We start from the raw sequence: 19,864 nt of genomic DNA, 5'->3' as shown, positions 1-19,864 counted from the left end.
TAAATACGTGAGACTGTGTGTTAGTTTTGGGGCGTTCGATCTCTGGACCATCGTAAGGACGCGAAGAATGGCACCTCAGGCTCTCACCCACCCGGGCACCCACCCAGGCACCGCAGCAGGCGCCACCAACGGCCTCGCCCGGCCCAGGTTGCTCGACCGACTCGGACTCCCCCGCCCACTGCTCTGGGGCTACATCGGACTGGCGCTGTTCATGGTCGGTGACGGTGTCGAGACCAATATTCTTGCGCCATTCCTCACCGGCGACCACGGCTTCAGCATCCCCCTCGTCGGCACGCTCGTCACCGTCTACGGCGTGGCCGTCGCCATCGCCGCGTTCCTCTCCGCCGCTCTCTCTGACCTCTGGGGCCCGCGCCGCGTCATGATGATCGGCGCCGGTATCTGGGTCGTCTTCAACCTGCTTTTTCTCACCGTCGCCCTCACCTCGAGCAACGTCATGCTCATCTTCGTCACCTACGGCCTGCGCGGCTTTGGCTACCCCTTTTTCGCCTACGGGTTCCTGGTCTGGATCACCGCAACAGCCAACCCCAGGCACCTCGCGAGCTCCATTGGCTGGTTCTACGTGGCTTTCACCGCCGGGCTTCCCACCCTCGGCGCGCTCGTTGCGACCGGTGCCCTCGACATCTTCCATCTCTCGATGTATCAAACCCTCTGGGTCTCCCTCGTGCTCGTCGTCAGCGGGGCCGTCGTCGCCTTTGTCGGCGTCAAGGATAAGACCGGTCGCAAGCCCCTCGTCGACAATCCCTCGGAGGTCGTCACAGTCCTGTCCTACGGTCTCAAACTTCTCGCGACCAAACCGAGGGTGCAGCTCGTCATGCTCACCCGCATGATCAACTCGATCCCCACCTATGGCATGGCAATCTTCTTCCCAGCCCTGTTCGTGGATCGGTTCGGCTGGTCGATCGGCCAATTCCTGATTCTCACCACCGTGATCTACGCGGTGAACATTCCCTTCAACCTCGTCTTCGGCGCGCTCGGCGACCGCTTCGGCTGGAGCCGCACCGTCACCTGGTTCGGCGCCGTGCTCTGCGCCGTGTCTATGATCGGCCTCTACGTCGTTCCCGTCTACGCCATCGGTCAGGGCTGGCCGTTCGCCTACGGCCTCACCCTCCTCGTCGGGGCGATTTTTGGAATCGGCCTTGCCGGGTTTGTGCCACTGTCCGCGATCGCCGTGTCGCTCGCCCCGCAGCAGCCCGGTGCGGCAATGAGCTCCTACAACCTCGGCATCGGCGCGGCCGTGTTCGCCGGCCCGCTCCTCGTGGCACTGCTCTACGGCCCCCTCGGCGCACTCGGACTCGTGGTGCTCTTTGCCGCGCTGTACCTTGTGGCCGCTGTGATGGCCTCCGCCTTGCGGGGAACGCAGCCTGGCTTCCACGGTGTGCCCGCTCGCATTCCATTTAATGACGCTCGATTGAATTGAGACCCACATGACCACACTCACCACTCCCCCTTTTTTCACCGGCGTCGCCCTCACCACGGAGTCCCTACCCACCCTCGCCGCCACCGTGCGCGTTCCGTCCTACGACCGCACCGGATTGACGGCGGGCATCATGCACTTCGGTGTCGGCGGGTTTCACCGGGCGCATCAGGCACTCATGATCGACGACCTGCTCAGCCAGGGCCTGGCCCGCGATTGGGCCATTTGCGGAGTCGGCGTGCTGGCCGGTGACGCACGCATGCGGGACGTCTTAGCCGCTCAGAATGGCCTCTATACATTGGTCGAAAAGCACGCCGACGGGCATCTGGAGGGCCGCGTCATCGGATCGATCATCGACTTTATGTTCGCCCCCGACGACGTCGATGCTGTCATCGAGCGGATGGCTAGCCCCGAAGTAAAAATCGTCTCGCTCACCGTGACCGAGGGTGGCTATAACATCAACCCTGTGACCGGGGCTTTCGACCTCGGCGACCCGCAGGTGCAGGCCGACCTGGCGCCCGGCGCCGCGCCGGCCACAGTCTTTGGCATCACCGTTGAGGCTCTGCGTCGCCGGCGCGACCGCGGAGTGCCCCCGTTCACGGTCATGTCCTGCGACAACCTGCAAAACAACGGTGAGGTTGCCCACCGCACCTTCGTAGCGTTCGCAACCGCCCGCGACGCCGAACTGGCCACCTGGATCGACGCACACGTAAGTTTTCCGAACAGCATGGTCGACCGCATCACCCCCAGCACGACAGATGAGGATCGCGCTCTCGTCGCCGCGACCTTCGGTGTGCTCGACGCCTGGCCCGTGGTCTGCGAGCCCTTTTTCCAATGGGTCTTACAGGACTCCTTCATCAACGGTCGACCACCGTATGAGCACGTGCGCACTCAGCTCGTCGCCGACGTTGAGCCCTACGAGCTCATGAAGCTGCGTTTGTTGAATGCCAGCCATCAAGGCCTGTGCTATTTCGCGCACCTGTGCGGCTACCGACTCGTGCACGACGCTGCGGCTGATCCGCTGATCGCCGGCTTCCTTCGCGCCTACATGGACCGCGAGGGCTCCCCCACGCTCAAGCCGGTACCCGGCATCGACCTCGAAGCTTATAAAGACGAGCTCATCGCGCGGTTCTCGAACCCGAGCGTACGCGACACCGTCGCGCGGCTTTGCAACGAGTCCTCCGACCGGATCCCGAAGTGGCTCGTGCCGGTAATCGTCGACCAGCTCGCGGCTGGCCGTTCGGTGCAACTGTCAGCGGCGATCGTGGCTAGCTGGGCCCGCTACGCGGAGGGAACGGATGAACAGGGCCAGCCTATCGAGGTCGCCGACCGTCTCAGGGAACGTGTTATGAACAACGCTGCCGGATTCGCCTCTGACCGGCATTCCTTCCTGCGCGACCGCGACCTGTTCGCCGATCTTGTCGACGACACGACGTTTGTCGGGGCCTACGACCGGGCGCTCGAGCTGCTGCACACGGTCGGTGCCCGCGAAACCCTGGTCGCGCTCCTCGCGTAGCCTGCGGGGGTACTGGTGGGCTACGGAGTCGCAGGCGCGGCACCGACGTAGGCCGCGAGGTGCTCGCCGGTGAGGGACGAACGCGCGGCCACGAGGTCTGCGGGCGTTCCTTCGAAGACGACTCGGCCGCCCTCGTGACCTGCGCCCGGGCCGAGGTCGATGATCCAGTCGGCGTGCGCCATGACGGCTTGATGGTGCTCGATGACGATGACCGACTTCCCGGAATCGACGAGCCGATCGAGCAGGCCGAGCAGATTCTCGACGTCGGCCAAGTGCAGGCCGGCGGTGGGCTCGTCCAGAACATACACCTCACCTTTTTCGGCCATGTGCGTGGCGAGCTTCAGCCGCTGGCGTTCGCCGCCGGACAACGTCGGCAACTGTTGGCCAAGGCCAAGATAGCCGAGGCCGACATCGGCGAGTCGGCCCAGGATCGTATGGGCTGCCGGGGTTCGTGCCTGGCCCTCACCAAAGAATTCCCTGGCCTCGGTTACCGACATCGCCAGCACCTCGCTAATGTCGCGTCCCGCGAGGCGGTATTCCAAAACGGATGCCTCGAAACGCTTTCCTTGGCATACCTCACAGGGTATTGCTACGCCGGCCATCACACCCAGGTCGGTGTAAATAACGCCGGCGCCGTTACAGTTGGGGCAGGCTCCCTCTGAATTGGAGCTGAACAGCGCCGGTTTGACGCCGTTGGCCTTGGCAAAGGCCTTGCGGATAGGTTCGAGCATCCCCGTGTATGTCGCCGCGTTGCTGCGCCTGGAGCCCGTAATCGCGCCCTGGTCGATGGAGACCACTCCGTCGCGGCCTGTTACCGAGCTCTGGATCAGTGAGCTCTTGCCCGACCCGGCCACGCCGGTCACCACGGTCAGCACACCGAGCGGAATGTCCACATCGACGTTTTGCAGGTTGTGTGCGCTGGCGCTGCGAACCTGCAATACCCCGGCAGGCCTGCGCACGCTCGGTTTCAGAGTCGCACGGTCGTCGAGGTGCCGGCCGGTCACGGTATCGCTCGATCGAAGACCAGCCAGGGTTCCCTCGAACACGATGTCGCCACCAGCCGATCCTGCTCCCGGGCCGAGGTCGACGACGTGGTCTGCGATCGCGATCATCTCCGGCTTGTGCTCGACAACGAGCACGGTGTTGCCCTTGTCACGCAGCTGAAGCAGCAGCGTGTTCATTCGCTGGATGTCGTGCGGGTGCAGGCCGATCGTGGGCTCATCGAAGACGTACGTGACATCCGTGAGAGACGAGCCGAGGTGGCGGATCATCTTGGTGCGCTGGGCCTCACCGCCGGAGAGCGTGCCGGAGGGGCGGTCGAGCGAGAGGTAGCCCAGCCCGATCTCGACAAAAGATTTGAGCAGACGCTGCAACGACTCCAGTAGCGGTCCGACGGAGGTATCAGTCAGACCTCCGGCCCACTCGACGAGGTCGCTGATCTGCATCGCGCAGGCATCGGCGATGCTGATTTCGCCAATCTTCGACGATCGGGCCCCCGCGCTGAGTCGGGTCCCGTCGCAGTCGGGGCAGACGGTGAAAGTCACCGCCCGTTCCACAAAGGCTCGGATGTGCGGTTGCAGCGAGTCGAGGTCTTTGGAAAGCATCGATTTCTGGATCTTGGGAATCAGCCCCTCGTAGGTGAGGTTGATACCGTCGACCTTGATCTTGGTCGGCTCCTTGCGGAGTAGGTCATCCAGCTCCTGGTCGGTGAAGTCCTTGACCGGTTTATGGGGGTCGAAGAACCCACAACCGTTGAAGATGCGGCCGAACCAGCCGTCCATGCTGTAGCCGGGAATGGTGAGCGCGCCGTCGATAAGAGATTTGGTGTCGTCGTAGAGCGCGGTCAGGTCGATGTCGTCGACCGAGCCACTGCCCTCGCAGCGGGCGCACATTCCGCCGGTGATGCTAAAGCTGCGCCGTTCCTTGACTGTCTGTTCACCGCGTTTGATCGAAACGGCGCCCGCGCCGCTGATCGAGGCAACGTTGAAGGAGAACGCCTGCGGAGAGCCGATGTGCGGCTGGCCGAGCCGGCTGAACAGGATGCGCAGGAACGCGTTGGCATCGGTGGCGGTCCCGACGGTCGACCGCGCGTTGGCACCCATTCGTTCCTGGTCGACGATGATCGTCGTTGTCAGCCCGTCGAGTAGGTCGACTTCTGGCCGGGCGAGGGTCGGCATGAATCCCTGCACAAACGTGCTGTAGGTTTCGTTGATCATTCGCTGAGATTCGGCGGCGATGGTGCCGAACACCAGCGAGCTTTTGCCCGAGCCGGACACGCCGGTGAACACGGTCAGCCGTCGCTTCGGGATCTGCACGCTGACGTTCTTGAGATTGTTCTCTCGGGCACCGTGCACGCGGATCAGGTCGTGGCTGTCCGCGATTTTCGATTCAGGGAACGGGGTGTCCGTTTTCATGGTCGGGCTCATCGGATCTCCTATGATTGACGGCACTGGGCAGAAATCGGGCCCACCAATCCAGAATAATCTCGAACCGTTGCAAACGGTGCCGTGGGCGACCGGTCCGGCTGAGGTCGTGGTTCTCCCCCGGAAAGATGACGAGTTCGGTTTGAACTCCGCCGCGTTTGAGCGCCGCGTAGTAGCGCTCACCCTGCGACAACGGGCAGCGCAGATCCTGCGCGGAATGGAGAACGAGGGTCGGGGTTTTCACCTGGCCGACCAGGAACTGCGGACTTTGGCTCCGCACCAGGTCGGCATCCGTTCCTGCATACTCGTCACCGAAGAAATCGCCGATGTCGCTTGTACCGACAAATGCGTCGGGATCGAGAAAACCGCGTTCCACGATGGCGGCGGCAAATCGGTGATCGTGCGCGATCGTCCAGGCGGTCAAATAGCCGCCGTAGGACCCACCCATGATGCCAACGCGCTGCGCATCGAGGACTGGTTCGGCTTCGAGGGCACCGTCGAGAAAGTCCAACACGTCAGCGAGGTCGAGGGTACCCATACGCTGGCGGATGGCGCGCCCATGGGCTTCGCCATAACCGGATGATCCGCGCGGGTTGCAGAGAACGACGGCGTAGCCCGCATCGACGTAGACCTGGGTTTCATCGAGGAGCGCGTCGGTGTACTGGGCGTACGGGCCTCCGTGGATGGTCAGGAGGACCGGGTGCGGGCCCGGCCCCGGCGGGGTATGCACAAAGCCGTGCACCGGGTAGCCGTCTCGCCCGGTGATGGTGAGTTCGATGCCCATCGCCAGGCCGGTAGAACGAAGGTGCACGGAGAAATCGGTGAGGCGTTTGGGTTCGGTGCGCGGCATATGCGTGCCGAGGGGGTGCGTGTGTACGAGAACGAGCTCACCAGACGTGACGGCGGTCTGCACGGCGACGACCACAGATTCGCCGTTGGCACCCACTGCGGTCGCGACGGTTGCTCCGCAGTCGAGTGGCACCACGTGCCCGTCGTGGTGCACCCGAACCAGATCGACGCGGCCGCGACTGCCACGGAGCACGAGTACGGAGCCGTCCGCCAGCAAACTGATATCCCCGGTGGCCTCCAGATCGAGTAGATCCTGGTCGGTCTGGTGCGGGTCGGTGACGCGTATCGGTGCTGAACCATCAATCAGGAATCCGCTGCGGTACAGTGCGCTTACCCGTCCGACGAAATCTCGGCCGGTCGTTCCCACATCGGTGGCGAGTAGCCAGAGAGTACCGTCATCGGCACAGGCGAGAGCCGAGATACTCAGGTTCTCAGCCGAACGCACGACGGTACGAGCTGGAGCGATTATTTCCTCCGCCAGGGTGGCGTCTTCGTCGCGGCTGAGGTTGAGTTCGATGACTTCGCTGCGCAGGTCGTTGTCGCGGCCGGTATGACGCGCCGAGATGGTGAAGAGCCTGGACCCGTCAGCCGCAAAGGCCAGGCCGGAGTGATCGAAATCTCCCTCGGTCACCCGGCGCGCGATCGGAAGTCCGGACGGCAGGCTGGCCCGCACCGGAAGAATGGGGTTCACCCCGGCATCCGGCGGGGTTTTGGGCTCACCGCGAGTTGCATCGGCCGTCACAGGAGCGGGAGCGGGCGTCGGTTCGCCCCAGACATCGGGCACCACGGCCAGGAACACGTGCACGCGACGGTCGCTGGTGTATCCGACCCCATTCGACCGGTAACGCAGGGTATCGATGCGGCGGGCCGGTTCCGAGTCCGCTGACAAGCCGACGACCGTACCGTATCGTCCGGGTTCGGGAACCCGAGCCAAAAAGGCGATCCGGCTACCGTTTGGATGCCAACGAAAGTCAGTCACGCCGAGAACCGCGTCGGTCATTGCCAGGGGCTCGCCCCCGGCCGCATCGACAACGTGCAACTGTGCGCTACCGCCGGCATCGGCCCTGAGAAAAGCGATCAGGCTGCCATCCGGGGAAAACCGGGGTGCCGAGTCCCGAAAGCCGCGGGTGATGCGGCGTGGAGACGGCTCCCCCGTTAGCGCGACGGTCCACAGCTGGCCGACGTAGTCATCCGCTGCAAAGTCGGCGTTCACCCGCGAGAAAACCGCCCGCGACCCATCGGGATGGATCGTCGGGCGCGAGACAGTACAGAGCAACGGAAGATCGGCAGCTTTCATTGCTTTTTCACTTTCTAGTCGCTGGTAAACCCGGTCGTGTCGCCGACCAATCGGGTATTTCCGACCGGGACCGGATCCACCGCGGCCGAGACGATCTCCGCCGCGAACTCGCTGACGTTGTACAGGCGTCCCGCTGCCTCTTTGCGAGCGTTCAGAGCGCCCGGGTTGGACCGTTCGAGGAGCGTCGCCGTGATGGTGCCCTCGATCATGTCGCCGGAAACGACCACGAATCCGATACCGGACTGTTCGAGTTCGGGAATGACAGCGCGCAGGGCGTCTTCGCCCGCGCGCTTGCTGTGGGCGACTGGCTCATACTCCGGCATGGTGCTTGTCGTCTTGATGAAGTGCGCCTGGTGGCTGGTGACAAAGACAACCCGGGAATCGTCGCCGAGCAGCGGGATGGCCCCATTCAACAAGTTGACCTGGGCATCGCGATTGAGCTTGATGGCGTAGTCAGCGGCCATACCACTTTCCATACCGCCCGATGCGTTCATCACGAGAATGTCGAGGCCCCCGTACTCGGACCTGATGGTCGCGAACATCGCGGCAACCGATGCCGGGTCGGTCAAGTCGGCGCCGACCGTGATGGCCTTCCCGCCAGCGGCGCGAATGGCATCGGCGAGTTTGTTCGCTCGCGCCTCTTTATTACGGTAATTAATGACGACTCGCGCTCCGGCCTGAGCAAAATACCCGACAGTATCGGCGCCGATACCGCGGGAAGAGCCGGTGACGAGTACGCGCTTGCCCTCGAGTGATCCTGCTGCAAGTGGATTGGTCACGCATGCTCCTCTGATTTGATCAACTTAATTCCGTGATGAAGTGCGACCTGATCGGCCACTACCCACTCTTTCGACCTTATCAACAAGCCTCAGTCGCTCCCTCGGCGTGTTGAACCCGGTACCTGCTAGTTTCGAGGTGAAACCGAATGTGGAAGGTGTCACACATGGTCGACCTGACCGACTATCTCTGGATTTTGTGGCTCGTGTTCATTCTCGTGGCCATCACCATCGAACTGCTGAGCTTGGAATTCACCTTCCTGATGATCTCCATCGGCAGTCTGGGCGGTTTGGCTGCCAACTTGCTCGGACTGGACTGGTGGCTGCAGATCGTGGTAGCCGGTGGGTTGTCGGTGCTTTTGCTTTTGACCATCCGCCCCTTCCTACTGCGAGCCCTTCGCAAGGGGGGCGATCCGGCGCTCAGCAACATCGCCGCGCTGATTGGAATGACCGGCCGTGTCATGTCGACGGTCACCGAAACCGGGGGGCTCGTGAAACTGGCCAACGGCGAAACCTGGACCGCTCGTCTTCTGCCGGCCCACCCCGACAACGACGCCGGTTTCCGTTCTGGTGTCGAGCCCGGCCAGCCGGTCACCGTGCACCTCATCGAAGGCTCCACCGCGGTCGTCATCTTCGCTGAAAGGACCCAGAACAATGCTTGACCCCGCAGCTTTTATCGGTCAGATCTTCGTGATTGCCCTCCTGGCGGTGTTGGCGGTGTTCGTCATCGTCATCCTCGTGCGCGCCATTCGCATCATTCCCCAGGGCAACGCCGGGGTAGTGGAGCGCCTCGGCAAGTACCACAAGACGCTGCTTCCCGGTTTGAATCTTCTGGTGCCGTTCGTCGACCGGGTGCGACCGCTTCTCGACATTCGCGAGCAGGTGGTGTCTTTTCCGCCACAGCCGGTGATCACCGAGGATAATCTCGTCGTGTCCATCGACACCGTCGTCTACTTTCAGGTGACAGATGCCCGCGCCGCTACCTACGAGATCAATAACTACCTCGGTGCGGTCGAACAGCTCACCACGACCACCCTCCGTAACGTGGTCGGCGGGTTGAACCTCGAAGAGGCTCTGACCAGCCGCGACAACATCAACAGCCAGTTGCGCATCGTGCTCGACGAAGCCACCGGCAAATGGGGCATCCGGGTGGGTCGAGTCGAGCTCAAGGCAATCGAGCCACCTCACTCCATCCAAGATTCGATGGAAAAGCAGATGCGCGCCGAACGCGATCGTCGCGCCCTCATCCTGACGGCGGAGGGTACCAAGCAGTCCGCGATTCTCACCGCCGAGGGAGCGCGCCAGGCGGCGATCCTCGAGGCTGAGGGTGACGCCAAAGCTGCGGTATTGCGCGCGCAGGGTGAGGCCGAAGCCATCACCACCGTGTTCAAGGCCATTCATGACGGAGATCCAGATCCGAAGCTGCTCGCCTACCAGTACCTGCTGACGCTACCCAAGCTGGCCGAGGGCAGCGCCAACAAGCTCTGGATCGTGCCGAGCGAACTGACCGAGGCAATGAAGGGTATCGGCAGTGCTTTTGGTGCGAATACTGAAAACCCAAAACCGGCGGCGTCCGCTGCACCGGCGGCATCCGCTGCACCGGCGGCATCCGCTTCTCCGGCCACGGCTGCAGCAGCGCAGCAGGCCTAATCGGTGGCCGAGAGCGCACAGTCCATTTTTCTGGCCGCACCGCACCCCCGGGTTTTCGCGCACCGCGGTCTGGCACGGGAGGCGCCGGAAAATTCCTTGCTCGCCTTCGTAAAGGCCCTGGCGGCCGGGGCCACCCATCTCGAAACCGACGTGCACGTCTCGCTTGACGGCGTGGCTGTAATCAGCCATGACCCCGACTTGACTGCGCTCGGACGCGATATTCGCATTGACCAGCTCACCATGCCTGAGCTGAGGCGCATCAACAGGGGCTACGGACAATCGTTCACGTCCCTCGCCGATGCCCTCCAAGCGTTTCCATCGGCACTGTTCAATATCGACATCAAGACAGATGCCGCCGCCGAGCCGGCCGCACAGGCCATTCGTGACCAGCGAGCTACGGCTCGAGTCCTCGTGACCTCGTTCAACGACTCGCGTCGCCGCCGCATGGTCGATCTACTGCCCGGTGTGGTTTCCTCCGCGTCGTCGCCGCTCGTGGCGCGGGCCGTAGCGGCGACGAATCTGGGCCTGACCTCCCTCGTTCGCAAAACGCTCGCGGGCTGCGTCGCCGTGCAGGTCCCCGAGCGGGCGGGACCAATTCGAATTGTCACACCCCGTTTCATCGCGATGATGCACAGGGTGGACGTCGAGGTGCACGTGTGGACCATCAACGACCCGATGGACATGGTTCGACTCTTCGATCTGGGAGTTGACGGTATCGTGACAGATCGCACGGATCTTGCTGTCAAAGCTGCTACTCTCGGAATCTGAGAATTACCTCCCAGAACAGGGGGTCTGGGAAGGTTTATACCCAGCTTGATGGTTTAGAACTACATAGGTATCGCGATCGGAATGTGATCGCGAGCGAGAGGAGACCACACTATGGCTGACCGCAGTTTGCGTGGCATGAGATTGGGCGCACAAAGCCTTCAAAGCGAAGAAGGCGTCACCTTCTCCCCCCGGGTTACTCACACCTACCGGTGTGAAACATGTGGGCGCGAGACAGTGATGATTTTTTCGGCCGACGCCGAGGCTCCGGACGAGTGGGAATGCAAGTACTGTGCCAGGACGGCGACCCGACTGGTCGACTCCCTGCCGGTGATCGTCGACCACTCTGATGAAAAAATTGCCCGGACCCACTGGGACATGTTGCTGGAACGCCGCTCCAGAGACGAACTCGAAGAGTTACTCGAAGAGCGCCTTTCGGTGTTGCGTCTGCGCCGTGGTGGCCAGCAGAAGATCGGCGCCTAACCGCCGGTCACACCCGCACGACCCCGCACTTTGTGCCGGGGTCGTTGTTGGTTAATAGGTCGGTTCTGGCCAGGGGCTGCGGTCAACGGTGTCGGCGACGCCGCGCGGAACGCGCGCACAGAGCCAATCCGGCCAAGCCCAGCCCGGAGACGAGCCATTCGAACCCACGGCCGGCCACTATCGCCGGTGTGATGGTGTCGCTGAGCGGAACGGTCTGCACCATGGCTCCCGACGTAAAGGTCGGAAGGCTATCGAGCGTCGCCCCATCGGGGGTGATGATCGCGCTCGAGCCGACCGTTGAGATATTGACGACCGTACGGCTGGTCTCCATCGCGCGCAACCGGGCGATGGCCAGCTGTTGCACGCTCTCATCGGTGTGCCCGAAATCGGCGTTGTTGGTTTGGGCGAGAATAACGCGGGCTCCGTCGTCGATCATTTCGTGCACCAGCTGATCGTCGGCGATGTCGAAGCAGATCGCTATTCCAGCCAGAACTCCGTTGATGTCAAAAATATTGTCGCGGGTGCCGATACCGTAATCCCGGCCGATGAGGTCGATCAGGTCCGGAGCGAATGGTCGCCAGAAAGCCCGATCCGGCATGTACTCGGCAAACGGCACCGGGTGCACCTTGTCATAGACATCGACGGCGCCACGGCCGGCCTCCCAGAGCAGCGAGCTGTTGTAGTAGGTGTCATCGGGCTTGGTGATGGTGCCGGTGATGAGAGGGGCATCCATTTCGGTACTGATGTAGTCGAGCACCTGCGCGGCTCCCTGCGAACGGGTGGGGTCGATGTCACTCGAGTTCTCCGGCCAGACCACGAAATCGACCTTCTCGCCGATCAGAGGCAGGGTGGCCGACGTGTGGTCCTGCAGAATCTGACCCGGCGAATATTCGGCAAACAGACCGGCATCCGCGTTTCCCTGCACTGCAGCGAGGCGAACCTCGCCGTTCTGGGTAGTCGGCCATGCCGGGACGATGAGGACTACCGCGACGGCGCCGACTGCGATGCCCTTGCGCAGCGTGCGCCCCAGCTCCGGTTCGCGGAATAGTTGTACGGCGAGAGCACTCAGCCAGACCAGAATAAAGCTCAGGCCGGACAGGCCGACCCAGGCCACGAGCGGACCAAACGGACTCTCCGACTGTGACAGGGCAACTCGGCCCCAGGCAAAGCCACCGTAGGGCCAGACCGCGCTGATTGCCTCCCTGGCCGTCCACAAACCGGCCACGATAACCGGCACAACGCCGAGACGACCCCAGATACTCGGCCAGACCCGAGGGCCATGCCGGAGGACGACGGCGGTCAAGCCGAGCCCCACGGCGAAAAACAGGCTCTCCAACCCGCCGAGCGCAAACCACGGCACGAGACCGAGGTACAGGGTGATCCAGAAGATATGAATCAGCCAAAACGATAATCCGGCAACCAGTCCCACGAGCAGTCCCGTCGCGAGGCTGCGACCGAGCAGAGCCAGAAACATGAGCGCGACCCCCACCGGCGCAAGATACCACCAGTCGCGATCCGGAAAACCGGCGTCCAGAACCGCGCCGGCACCGGCCGCGACGACAAGAGCCGCCCACAGCGGCAGGCTGAACGAGCGCTCATTCCCCCACATGGTGAATTCAGGCCACCGAGGAGTAGGCCACGATACCGCGGCGGATCGCATCCATGGCGCTACGAGCGGTCGGCCCGACCTGTCCGTCGCCGGCAATGCTGAGTTGGTCGAGCAGGTCGATGGTCTGTTTGGTCCAGCGCACGAAATCACCGGCAGCCATCTCGGCCTCATAGAGTACGTCGGCGAGCGATGCGCCGCGAGCCCACTTCCACATGGCGAGGCTCAGGCCCACGGCGAGCGGATTACTCCCGGGAAGCTTGTGGTCCCGCTCGAGGTCGTCGATGCGGCTCCACAACTCCTGGGTTTCGTCGAGGGCCGGTCTGAACGGTCCCTTGGGCAGGTACCGAGCGTCGATCAAACCTTCTTCACGCCTCGGCTCGAAGACCAGCGCACAGGCCATCGCGGCGAGGCTCGCGGCATCGAGTTCGTTCCACAGACCTCGGCGCAAAGACTCCGCGACCAGGAGGTCCCTTTCCGCATAGATTCGACGCAGGATGCGTCCGCTCTCGCTGAGCGCGATAACGCCGTTGGCATTCGATTCGAGGTAGCCGTAGCCGAGCAGGACGTCGGTCACGCGATCGAAGACGCGGGCGATGGCCCCGGTGCGCTGTGATATTTGCTGGTTGAGGGCATCCGTTTGGCGTTTGAGCTTGAACCAGCGTTCTGCCCAGCGGGAGTGCGCCTCTCGATCGGGACAGTGGTGGCAGCCGTGGGCGCGCATCTGCTTGCGTAAGCTCGTCACCTCACGCTGGCGTTTGTCACGTTCACCGCGCAGGGAATTGTCGGCTTTGACACCCTCGCGTTCCACCTCGGTGAGCCGTCGACGAATGGCCGAGTACTCTTCGAAGTTGCCCAGGTTGCAGGTCATGCTGGCCTTGAACCCGGCTAGGGATTCTTCTTGCTGGCGCACAGACCGGGCCAGATCAACGACGGCCCGATCGGCCTGAAACTGGGCGAATGACGACTCGAGCACACCGCGCGTGCGTGTGACGCCGAACTGGTCGATGAGGTTGACGGCCATATTGTACGTGGGCTTGAAGCTGGAATTCAGCGGATACGTGCGCCGGGAGGCGAGCGAGGCCACCGCCTGCGGATCCAGTCCCTGCGCCCACTGAATGACCGAGTGCCCGAGGGTGTCGATTCCACGCCGACCGGCCCGACCCGTTAGCTGGGTGTACTCCCCCGGGGTGATCGGCACGCGGGCTTCACCGTTGAACTTCTCCAGTTTGTCAAGAACGACCGTGCGGGCGGGCATATTGATTCCGAGAGCCAGCGTTTCGGTGGCAAAGACAGCCTTGACAAGCTTTTTCTGGAAAAGTTCTTCAACGACCTCCTTGAATGCCGGCAGCAGACCGGCGTGGTGCGCGGCGACACCGCGTTCGAGTCCGTCGAGCCACTCGAAGTAGCCGAGCACGCCGAGGTCTTCGTCGAGCAGGGTGCGGCATCGATCGTCCACGATCTGACGAATTTCATCCCGCTCGTGTTCCTCTGTCAGACGTATCCCCGAGCGGAGCACCTGCCGCACGGCCTGGTCACAGCCGACCCGGCTGAAGATGAAGAAAATAGCCGGCAGCAGGTGTTTGCCATCGAGCATGCGCACGATATCGCCGCGATCCATTCGGCCGGCGTCGACCTGTGCGCGTTGCTTGTCGTGACCCCGGTAACCGCCCGCGGATGAGCCACCCTGACGACCAGAACCGCGACCACGCCCACCGGCCGAGCGCCCGCCGGCGTGCGCCAACCGAACGAGTTCGGGATTGACCCGATGCGCGCCGATCAATCCGGAGGAATCGAACAGATCGAGCATATTGTTCTTGACCAGTACGTGCTGTTCCAGCGGAACCGGCCGCTCTTCAGAAACGATCACGTCAGTCTCACCGCGAACTGCCTGCAACCAGTCACCGAATTCCTCGGCGTTCGACACGGTCGCGCTGAGCGACACCATGCGCACCGACTGCGGCAAATGGATGATCACTTCTTCCCACACCGCACCACGAAAGCGATCCGCAAGGTAGTGCACCTCGTCCATCACCACGAAAGCGAGATCGGTGAGTAAGTCGGAATCGGCGTAGAGCATATTGCGGAGCACCTCGGTCGTCATGACGACGATGCGTGCCCCCGCGTTGACGTTGCTGTCCCCGGTGAGCAACCCAACCTGGTCCGCACCGTACTCAGCAACGAACTCCTGAAATTTCTGATTGCTGAGGGCCTTCATGGGCGCGGTATAAAAAACCTTCGCCCGCGACTGCTGCATTGCCAGGTAGATGGCAAATTCGGCGACGATGGTTTTGCCCGCACCGGTCGGCGCAGCAACGAGCACGCTGTTGCCGGCCTCCAGGCACGCGCAAGCCTCACGCTGGAACGGATCGAGATCGAATTTGAGGCCGCGATCAAAAGCCAGCAACTTCGGTTGGCTTGCCCGGGTGCGCGCGGCCGAATACCGTTCGGCCGGCGATTGCGTGTGCGTCACGTGATCCTTAACAATTGCTACAAACGACTCTCAGCAGAGACTAGAGCGCGAATTCTTTCTCGAAAGCCAACACTTTCTTAGCCGCTCGGCGATCATGCAACCAAGCGATGCCGTAGGCGGCAAAGTACAACATGACCATGGGAATGGCCAGCAAGAACATCGAGACGACGTCAGCGGCGGGAGTGGCGATCGCAGTGAAGAGAACGATGACCAAAATTGCAATCCGCCAGGATTTGATGATCGACGCCGCACTGATCACGCCGGCGAAGTTGAGCAGCACAATGAAGACCGGCAGGACGAAGGCAATGCCGATCGCCACGACGAGTTTGAGTACGAAGTCGAAATAACCCTGCGCATTGATGAACGCCGAGTCCTCGGTGGGCGCGAAACTCGTCATGAGCTCGACCACGTGAGGCAGTACAACCCAACCCGCCGCACAACCAGCCAGAAACAGGGGAATGGCCGTCAAAAGAAACCCGAACGTGTATTTCTTCTCGGTACGGGTCAGACCGGGAACCAAAAAAGCAAAGACCTGATAAAGCCACACCGGGCTGGACACTATGAGACCGACATAGAGTGAGATTTTGAGTTTGAGATCGAAAGCGCTCGTAATGTCGGGGTAATTGATCTGGGCGTTGCGATGCTGCGCATTGATGATGGCGTAGATCGGCTCTCGCAATTGATCCCAGACGAAATCGGAGAGGAACCAACCAGCAACGGCACCGATCAGGAGACCGGCTGCAGCCAGATAGAGGCGTTTGCGCAGTTCGATCAGATGCTGCCCCAGCGACATCTTTCCCGCTTCGGTCGCACTCCGCCCAGCACGGACCATTCGCGGCTAAGGCTTCGAGGCGGGGTCGGCCGGGCCGGGCGTGGTCGGAAGGGACGTATTCGACACGTCGTCACCCGTTGTGCTCGTCGTGCTCTTCGACCGCGGTGCGGCGTTGGGATCAGGGTCGACAGTGTCGGTCTTGATCTCGCTCTTGAAGATCTTCATAGACTGCCCGAGGCTGCGTGCGAGTCCGGGAAGCTTTGGCGCACCGAAAAGGAGCAGTACGACGACGAGGATGATCAAAAAGTGCCATCCGGTCAAATTTTGCAGCATGAGGGTGTGTCCTCTGTGTTAGCTAGCGGGCGTTTGGCATCAGTTTACCCCGCACGATCCGCGCATCGCGACGCACCTGACTCCGGTGGACGCGCTCAGCGCGATTCTGCTCGACATTCCGGAGCAACACAGCCGAGTCCGAGAATACGGCGGGGATAAACGAGGCGCAGACCGACGGCACATCGAGGTCCACCGAGGAAACTTGATCGGTGAGGGCCTCGAGAGCTCGCAGGGTTGTGACGGCTTTGCGGTAGAGCGCCACCGCGCACCACATGAGGACCACGAAAAGACCGGCCACCAGAACGCCCCAGATAAGCAACCACGACCACCACGGCATCCGCTAACCCACATCCACCTGGGGCTGATTGTCGCCGGAGTACTGAGCCAGTCCGGCTGCGGCCCAGTCGAAAACAACCTTGCGTGACTCTGCCGGTTGAAGCACGGTGACGATGCCGGCGAGGCCGGTGACGAGACGTTTGAGCACGTGGGCATGGGCGACGCGCAGGGTGGTGCGCGTGCGCACGCCTGTTCCGACCACCTCGGACCGCTCGGGTCGGTAGTCGGCCAGCAACGGCAGCGCCGCGGTAGGGAGCTCGAGTCGCACATCAACGTCGTCCCTGGACGGCTGGAACAGGGTGTCCGGCAGCAGCACGTCCACCGTGTGCGAACTGCGCGGTGAGGCGGTGACGCGAGGGTCGGTCATCCGGTCAAGACGGAAGGTTCGCACGGCTTCGCGAAGGTGGCACCAACCCCGGAGGTACCAGTCGCTGTCGACGGATTCAATGCGCAAGGGGTCGACGAGGCGGTGTTCCTGGTCGCCACGCGCATTGAGATAGTCGAACTCGACCTGCATTCCTGTACTGAGGGCAGCCTGCACAATCTCGCGAGTCGCGCCGGCATCGCGCTGCGCGACCGCGACCTGGGTGGGTGGCGCCGATGAGCCGCGCGTCAACTTCGCCATCAGCGACGCGATCGCATCGGTGTCGGCATTGTGCGGCAGGGCACACAGGTACTGCAGTCCGGCGATGAGTGCTGCGGCCTCGCGCGCGGAGAATCGCGGGGAGTCATCGATGGCGACCTGGTGGGTAAGTACGATTCGATCATTGGTTTCGAATTCGTCCCAGAGAATGTCGAACAGGTCACCGTGCAGGTATTGACGTGTTTCCCCAGGAATTCCAGACAGCGCGATGAGGCTGACCAGTGTGCGCACTCGTTCCACTGACAGTCCGAAGTGCTCGGCCACCTCGGTGACGGTGACTGGCCCCTGATCGATCAAGTACGGAACGAGGGAGAGTAAGAGGGTGAGCTGGTCTCCGGCGACTCGAGGCTGGCTGCCTGGCTGGGAGGTCGGCGCATGCAGCGGACTTGGCCGGCGGCGCTGTGCGCGGCCGGGTGGGAACGCGGGGAGAGCGCTGGCATGAGCGTCACGCGCGGCAACGAGTCGATCGCGCACGGCGGCGCGTAACACGAGTGGGCTCTCGACGAACACTTCGGGGCCGAACCCGGCCAGTTCGTCGGCGAGGATGTTCAAGTCGGTGAAATGCAGGGTGCGCTCGAGCGTCACTGGATGGTCTGGCTGGGCCGCGGGGCACTGAGCCGCCTGGCGCGCGGCGAGCCGAACTGCGGCGTCGGATCCTGACACCACGACGATGTGGGCGACATTACTCGCCCACAGGGCATCGAGTTCACAGAGAGCGCGTGCACTATCGGTCGTGTTGCCCGCTGCTTCGTCGCCAATCGAAGTCGGAGTGGAGTTTGCGAGCACTGTCACCGTGCCCACGATGCGAGCCAGCAGGAAGGTGCGCGGTGCGCGAGCGACCTCATCCGTTGCGTAGAGGTGCCAGCGACCTTCGTGCTGCACCAACGCACGCGGAGCGACCTCGCGACGGACCGGCTTGGTCTCCCCCGGTTTGAGGTAAAGAAATGCCACGATCTGCGCCCGGTCGAGGGCTTTGCTCAACGGTTCGAAGCTCAGGTCGTGCGTGCGTAACGAGGGTGCGTAGCCCAGGACCGGTTCGCTCGATTCGACACCGAGGGAGTTCAACTTCATCAGGGCCCGGCGGGATTCCCCGGACAATGATCCTTCCCGCCAGACCGTGCCAGCGAGTTTGAGTAGGGATACCTCATCGGAAGTGAAGCTCACGTCGGCGGGTAGGTCGTACAGACCCTTCGGAATTCGATACCGCAAAAAGTGATTGCTGCCCGGATCGTCGGGCGATTCGAGTGTTTCGAGCGGAATTCCCAATTCCCGGATGTCATCCTTGTCTCGCTCGAACTGGCGCTCCAGACTCTCATTCGAGCCGGCGGACGAGAATCGCTGTCGGTAACCCTGCACGTTCGCGAGAATATCGGCCTTGGTCAGCCCTGTTTCCGTTGCGACGAGCGCGAGGACCAAGCTGAACAGCCGTTCGGGGGCCGTGACCAGCAACGGCTTGACCTCGGTCGCGCTTTTTGGAGGTTCCGACTCTGGCGGGGTAGACATGCGGGCCAGCCGACCTAGTCGACGCCGAGAATATCGACGACGAAAACGAGTGTGGACCCGGCCGGAATAGTGGCATCCACTGTGTCACCGTAGGCCTGGTCGGGAGGAATGACAGCGACGATCTGTGAACCGACCGTCTGTCCAATGAGCGCTGTTGCCAAGCCGGGGATCACCGCGTTGGGGACCATTTGAACGGGGCTTCCGTTGGTCCAGGTCGACACGAAGCTTGTCTTTTCCTTCCACAGCACGCCGGCGAGATTCACCGTGACCGTCGACCCCTCCTTGACCTTGTCGCCGGCACCCTGCTTCAGCACACCCATTTCGAGCGTGGTGGGAGCGTCCCCGTTGGGGACGACTATGCCCGGGACACCGTTTTCATCGAGCACCACGGCGGGAAGGCCATTGGCCACGATCTGGTTAGCTCCGTCAGCTCGCGGCAGATATGCCTTCACGATGTCAACGACAACCACTACAGCATCCGTCGCTCCAAGTTGAAGCTGCTCGCTACCGCCGGCCGGACCGAACCCATCATCCGGGGAAATGACGACCGCGATGCGCTCACCTTCGCGGGCGCACAGCAGGCCGGCGACTATTCCGGGAAGAGTAGTGTCGGCGAGGGCGATGGGAAAGGCAACGCTGCCGTCGAACGGAGCTTGTTGAATGGCAGCGCCGGTCGTTCCGTTATACATGGTCATGAGGGCGGAGATCATCTGTCCGGCTTCGAGCTTCTCACCGGAACCTTCGATGATTTGCGTGCGTTGAGTAGTCGACGACTTGAGCGGTGTCGGAAAGCTGACGTCGGGCGCCGAACCGAAGTCGCCGGAGGTCGAGACCAACGCCGAGGCCGCACCGGACGTGGCCGCGGTTTCGCAGGAGGTCCCGGCCGTGCCGGGGCCGGCGCAGGCGGTCAATGCCGTCATCACGAGGCCGGCGGTGACGATCAGCGCGGATGCTTTGCGCACAAGTCCTTCTTTCGGTACGGGGTTGCTGCAGCGTGAATCTGC

General features: G+C 62.6%; 16 protein-coding genes. 6 read left to right on the top strand and 10 right to left on the bottom strand.

What is annotated here, in order from left to right; translation table 11 throughout:
- Positions 1-67 precede the first annotated feature (67 nt).
- Positions 68-1,438 carry an MFS transporter gene (locus E3T27_RS09500; RefSeq protein ID WP_134572353.1) on the top strand — a complete coding sequence of 457 codons (1,371 nt, stop codon included), beginning with the start codon at positions 68-70 and terminating at the stop codon, positions 1,436-1,438.
- A gap of 7 nt (positions 1,439-1,445) precedes the next feature.
- Positions 1,446-2,951: a mannitol dehydrogenase family protein gene (locus E3T27_RS09495; RefSeq protein ID WP_134572351.1), complete on the top strand. Its 1,506-nt coding sequence runs from the start codon at positions 1,446-1,448 to the stop codon at positions 2,949-2,951.
- Between the two features lie 20 nt (positions 2,952-2,971).
- Here the strand turns inward: E3T27_RS09495 and E3T27_RS09490 are convergent, their stop codons facing one another.
- Genes E3T27_RS09490 through E3T27_RS09480 form a run of 3 tightly spaced genes read right to left on the bottom strand, consistent with a single transcriptional unit; the run spans position 2,972 to position 8,299 of the window.
- Positions 2,972-5,377 carry an ATP-binding cassette domain-containing protein gene (locus E3T27_RS09490; protein WP_134572349.1) on the bottom strand — a complete coding sequence of 802 codons (2,406 nt, stop codon included), beginning with the start codon at positions 5,375-5,377 and terminating at the stop codon, positions 2,972-2,974.
- Positions 5,340-7,520, bottom strand: coding sequence for an alpha/beta hydrolase family protein (locus tag E3T27_RS09485; RefSeq protein ID WP_134572347.1), 2,181 nt, complete (start codon positions 7,518-7,520; stop codon positions 5,340-5,342). Before E3T27_RS09485 ends, E3T27_RS09490 begins: the two co-directional genes overlap by 38 nt.
- A gap of 14 nt (positions 7,521-7,534) precedes the next feature.
- Positions 7,535-8,299 carry an SDR family oxidoreductase gene (locus tag E3T27_RS09480; protein WP_104198033.1) on the bottom strand — a complete coding sequence of 255 codons (765 nt, stop codon included), beginning with the start codon at positions 8,297-8,299 and terminating at the stop codon, positions 7,535-7,537.
- 164 nt (positions 8,300-8,463) lie between these two features.
- Here E3T27_RS09480 and E3T27_RS09475 point away from each other — a divergent pair, with 164 nt between their 5' ends.
- The 4 genes from E3T27_RS09475 (at position 8,464) to E3T27_RS09460 (ending at position 11,194) form a co-directional block, all read left to right on the top strand.
- Complete coding sequence (locus E3T27_RS09475) at positions 8,464-8,958, top strand: NfeD family protein (RefSeq protein WP_104198032.1); 495 nt, start codon at positions 8,464-8,466, stop codon at positions 8,956-8,958.
- Positions 8,951-9,946 (top strand): SPFH domain-containing protein, encoded by a 996-nt coding sequence (locus E3T27_RS09470; protein ID WP_134572345.1) that lies wholly within the window; start codon positions 8,951-8,953, stop codon positions 9,944-9,946. Before E3T27_RS09475 ends, E3T27_RS09470 begins: the two co-directional genes overlap by 8 nt.
- A gap of 3 nt (positions 9,947-9,949) precedes the next feature.
- On the top strand, positions 9,950-10,714 hold the full coding sequence (locus E3T27_RS09465; RefSeq protein WP_241992194.1) for a glycerophosphodiester phosphodiesterase family protein: 765 nt from the start codon (positions 9,950-9,952) through the stop codon (positions 10,712-10,714).
- A gap of 111 nt (positions 10,715-10,825) precedes the next feature.
- Positions 10,826-11,194 carry an RNA polymerase-binding protein RbpA gene (locus E3T27_RS09460; protein WP_104198030.1) on the top strand — a complete coding sequence of 123 codons (369 nt, stop codon included), beginning with the start codon at positions 10,826-10,828 and terminating at the stop codon, positions 11,192-11,194.
- An 82-nt stretch (positions 11,195-11,276) separates the two neighbouring features.
- On the opposite strand, the gene lnt is transcribed toward E3T27_RS09460, so the two are convergent.
- Genes lnt through E3T27_RS09420 form a run of 7 tightly spaced genes read right to left on the bottom strand, consistent with a single transcriptional unit; the run spans position 11,277 to position 19,822 of the window.
- On the bottom strand, positions 11,277-12,803 hold the full coding sequence (gene lnt, locus E3T27_RS09455; protein ID WP_134572343.1) for an apolipoprotein N-acyltransferase: 1,527 nt from the start codon (positions 12,801-12,803) through the stop codon (positions 11,277-11,279).
- Positions 12,804-12,810: 7 nt separating this feature from the next.
- Complete coding sequence (locus E3T27_RS09450; protein ID WP_104198028.1) at positions 12,811-15,273, bottom strand: DEAD/DEAH box helicase; 2,463 nt, start codon at positions 15,271-15,273, stop codon at positions 12,811-12,813.
- A gap of 40 nt (positions 15,274-15,313) precedes the next feature.
- Positions 15,314-16,066: a twin-arginine translocase subunit TatC gene (gene tatC, locus E3T27_RS09445; protein ID WP_104198027.1), complete on the bottom strand. Its 753-nt coding sequence runs from the start codon at positions 16,064-16,066 to the stop codon at positions 15,314-15,316.
- A gap of 45 nt (positions 16,067-16,111) precedes the next feature.
- Positions 16,112-16,378 carry a twin-arginine translocase TatA/TatE family subunit gene (gene tatA, locus E3T27_RS09440; RefSeq protein ID WP_104198026.1) on the bottom strand — a complete coding sequence of 89 codons (267 nt, stop codon included), beginning with the start codon at positions 16,376-16,378 and terminating at the stop codon, positions 16,112-16,114.
- Between the two features lie 22 nt (positions 16,379-16,400).
- Positions 16,401-16,715 (bottom strand): hypothetical protein, encoded by a 315-nt coding sequence (locus tag E3T27_RS09435; RefSeq protein ID WP_134572341.1) that lies wholly within the window; start codon positions 16,713-16,715, stop codon positions 16,401-16,403.
- Positions 16,716-16,718: 3 nt separating this feature from the next.
- Positions 16,719-18,860 carry a helix-turn-helix transcriptional regulator gene (locus E3T27_RS16975; protein ID WP_241992193.1) on the bottom strand — a complete coding sequence of 714 codons (2,142 nt, stop codon included), beginning with the start codon at positions 18,858-18,860 and terminating at the stop codon, positions 16,719-16,721.
- 14 nt (positions 18,861-18,874) lie between these two features.
- Positions 18,875-19,822, bottom strand: coding sequence for an FKBP-type peptidyl-prolyl cis-trans isomerase (locus E3T27_RS09420; RefSeq protein WP_104198024.1), 948 nt, complete (start codon positions 19,820-19,822; stop codon positions 18,875-18,877).
- Positions 19,823-19,864: the final 42 nt, after the last annotated feature.

Origin of the sequence: Cryobacterium lyxosi, assembly GCF_004403345.1 — a bacterium.
Lineage (GTDB): Bacteria > Actinomycetota > Actinomycetes > Actinomycetales > Microbacteriaceae > Cryobacterium > Cryobacterium lyxosi.
Note: the sequence above shows the minus strand (reverse complement) of the source record. Positions and strands in the feature narration are given on the sequence as shown.

Coding starts and splice junctions, on each gene's coding strand:
- E3T27_RS09500 (WP_134572353.1), top strand. CDS start 68: ATGGCACCTCAGGCTCTCACCCACCCGGGCACCCACCCAGGCACCGCA.
- E3T27_RS09495 (WP_134572351.1), top strand. CDS start 1,446: ATGACCACACTCACCACTCCCCCTTTTTTCACCGGCGTCGCCCTCACC.
- E3T27_RS09490 (WP_134572349.1), bottom strand. CDS start 5,377: ATGAGCCCGACCATGAAAACGGACACCCCGTTCCCTGAATCGAAAATC.
- E3T27_RS09485 (WP_134572347.1), bottom strand. CDS start 7,520: ATGAAAGCTGCCGATCTTCCGTTGCTCTGTACTGTCTCGCGCCCGACG.
- E3T27_RS09475 (WP_104198032.1), top strand. CDS start 8,464: ATGGTCGACCTGACCGACTATCTCTGGATTTTGTGGCTCGTGTTCATT.
- E3T27_RS09470 (WP_134572345.1), top strand. CDS start 8,951: ATGCTTGACCCCGCAGCTTTTATCGGTCAGATCTTCGTGATTGCCCTC.
- E3T27_RS09460 (WP_104198030.1), top strand. CDS start 10,826: ATGGCTGACCGCAGTTTGCGTGGCATGAGATTGGGCGCACAAAGCCTT.
- lnt (WP_134572343.1), bottom strand. CDS start 12,803: ATGTGGGGGAATGAGCGCTCGTTCAGCCTGCCGCTGTGGGCGGCTCTT.
- tatC (WP_104198027.1), bottom strand. CDS start 16,066: ATGTCGCTGGGGCAGCATCTGATCGAACTGCGCAAACGCCTCTATCTG.
- tatA (WP_104198026.1), bottom strand. CDS start 16,378: ATGCTGCAAAATTTGACCGGATGGCACTTTTTGATCATCCTCGTCGTC.
- E3T27_RS09435 (WP_134572341.1), bottom strand. CDS start 16,715: ATGCCGTGGTGGTCGTGGTTGCTTATCTGGGGCGTTCTGGTGGCCGGT.
- E3T27_RS16975 (WP_241992193.1), bottom strand. CDS start 18,860: ATGTCTACCCCGCCAGAGTCGGAACCTCCAAAAAGCGCGACCGAGGTC.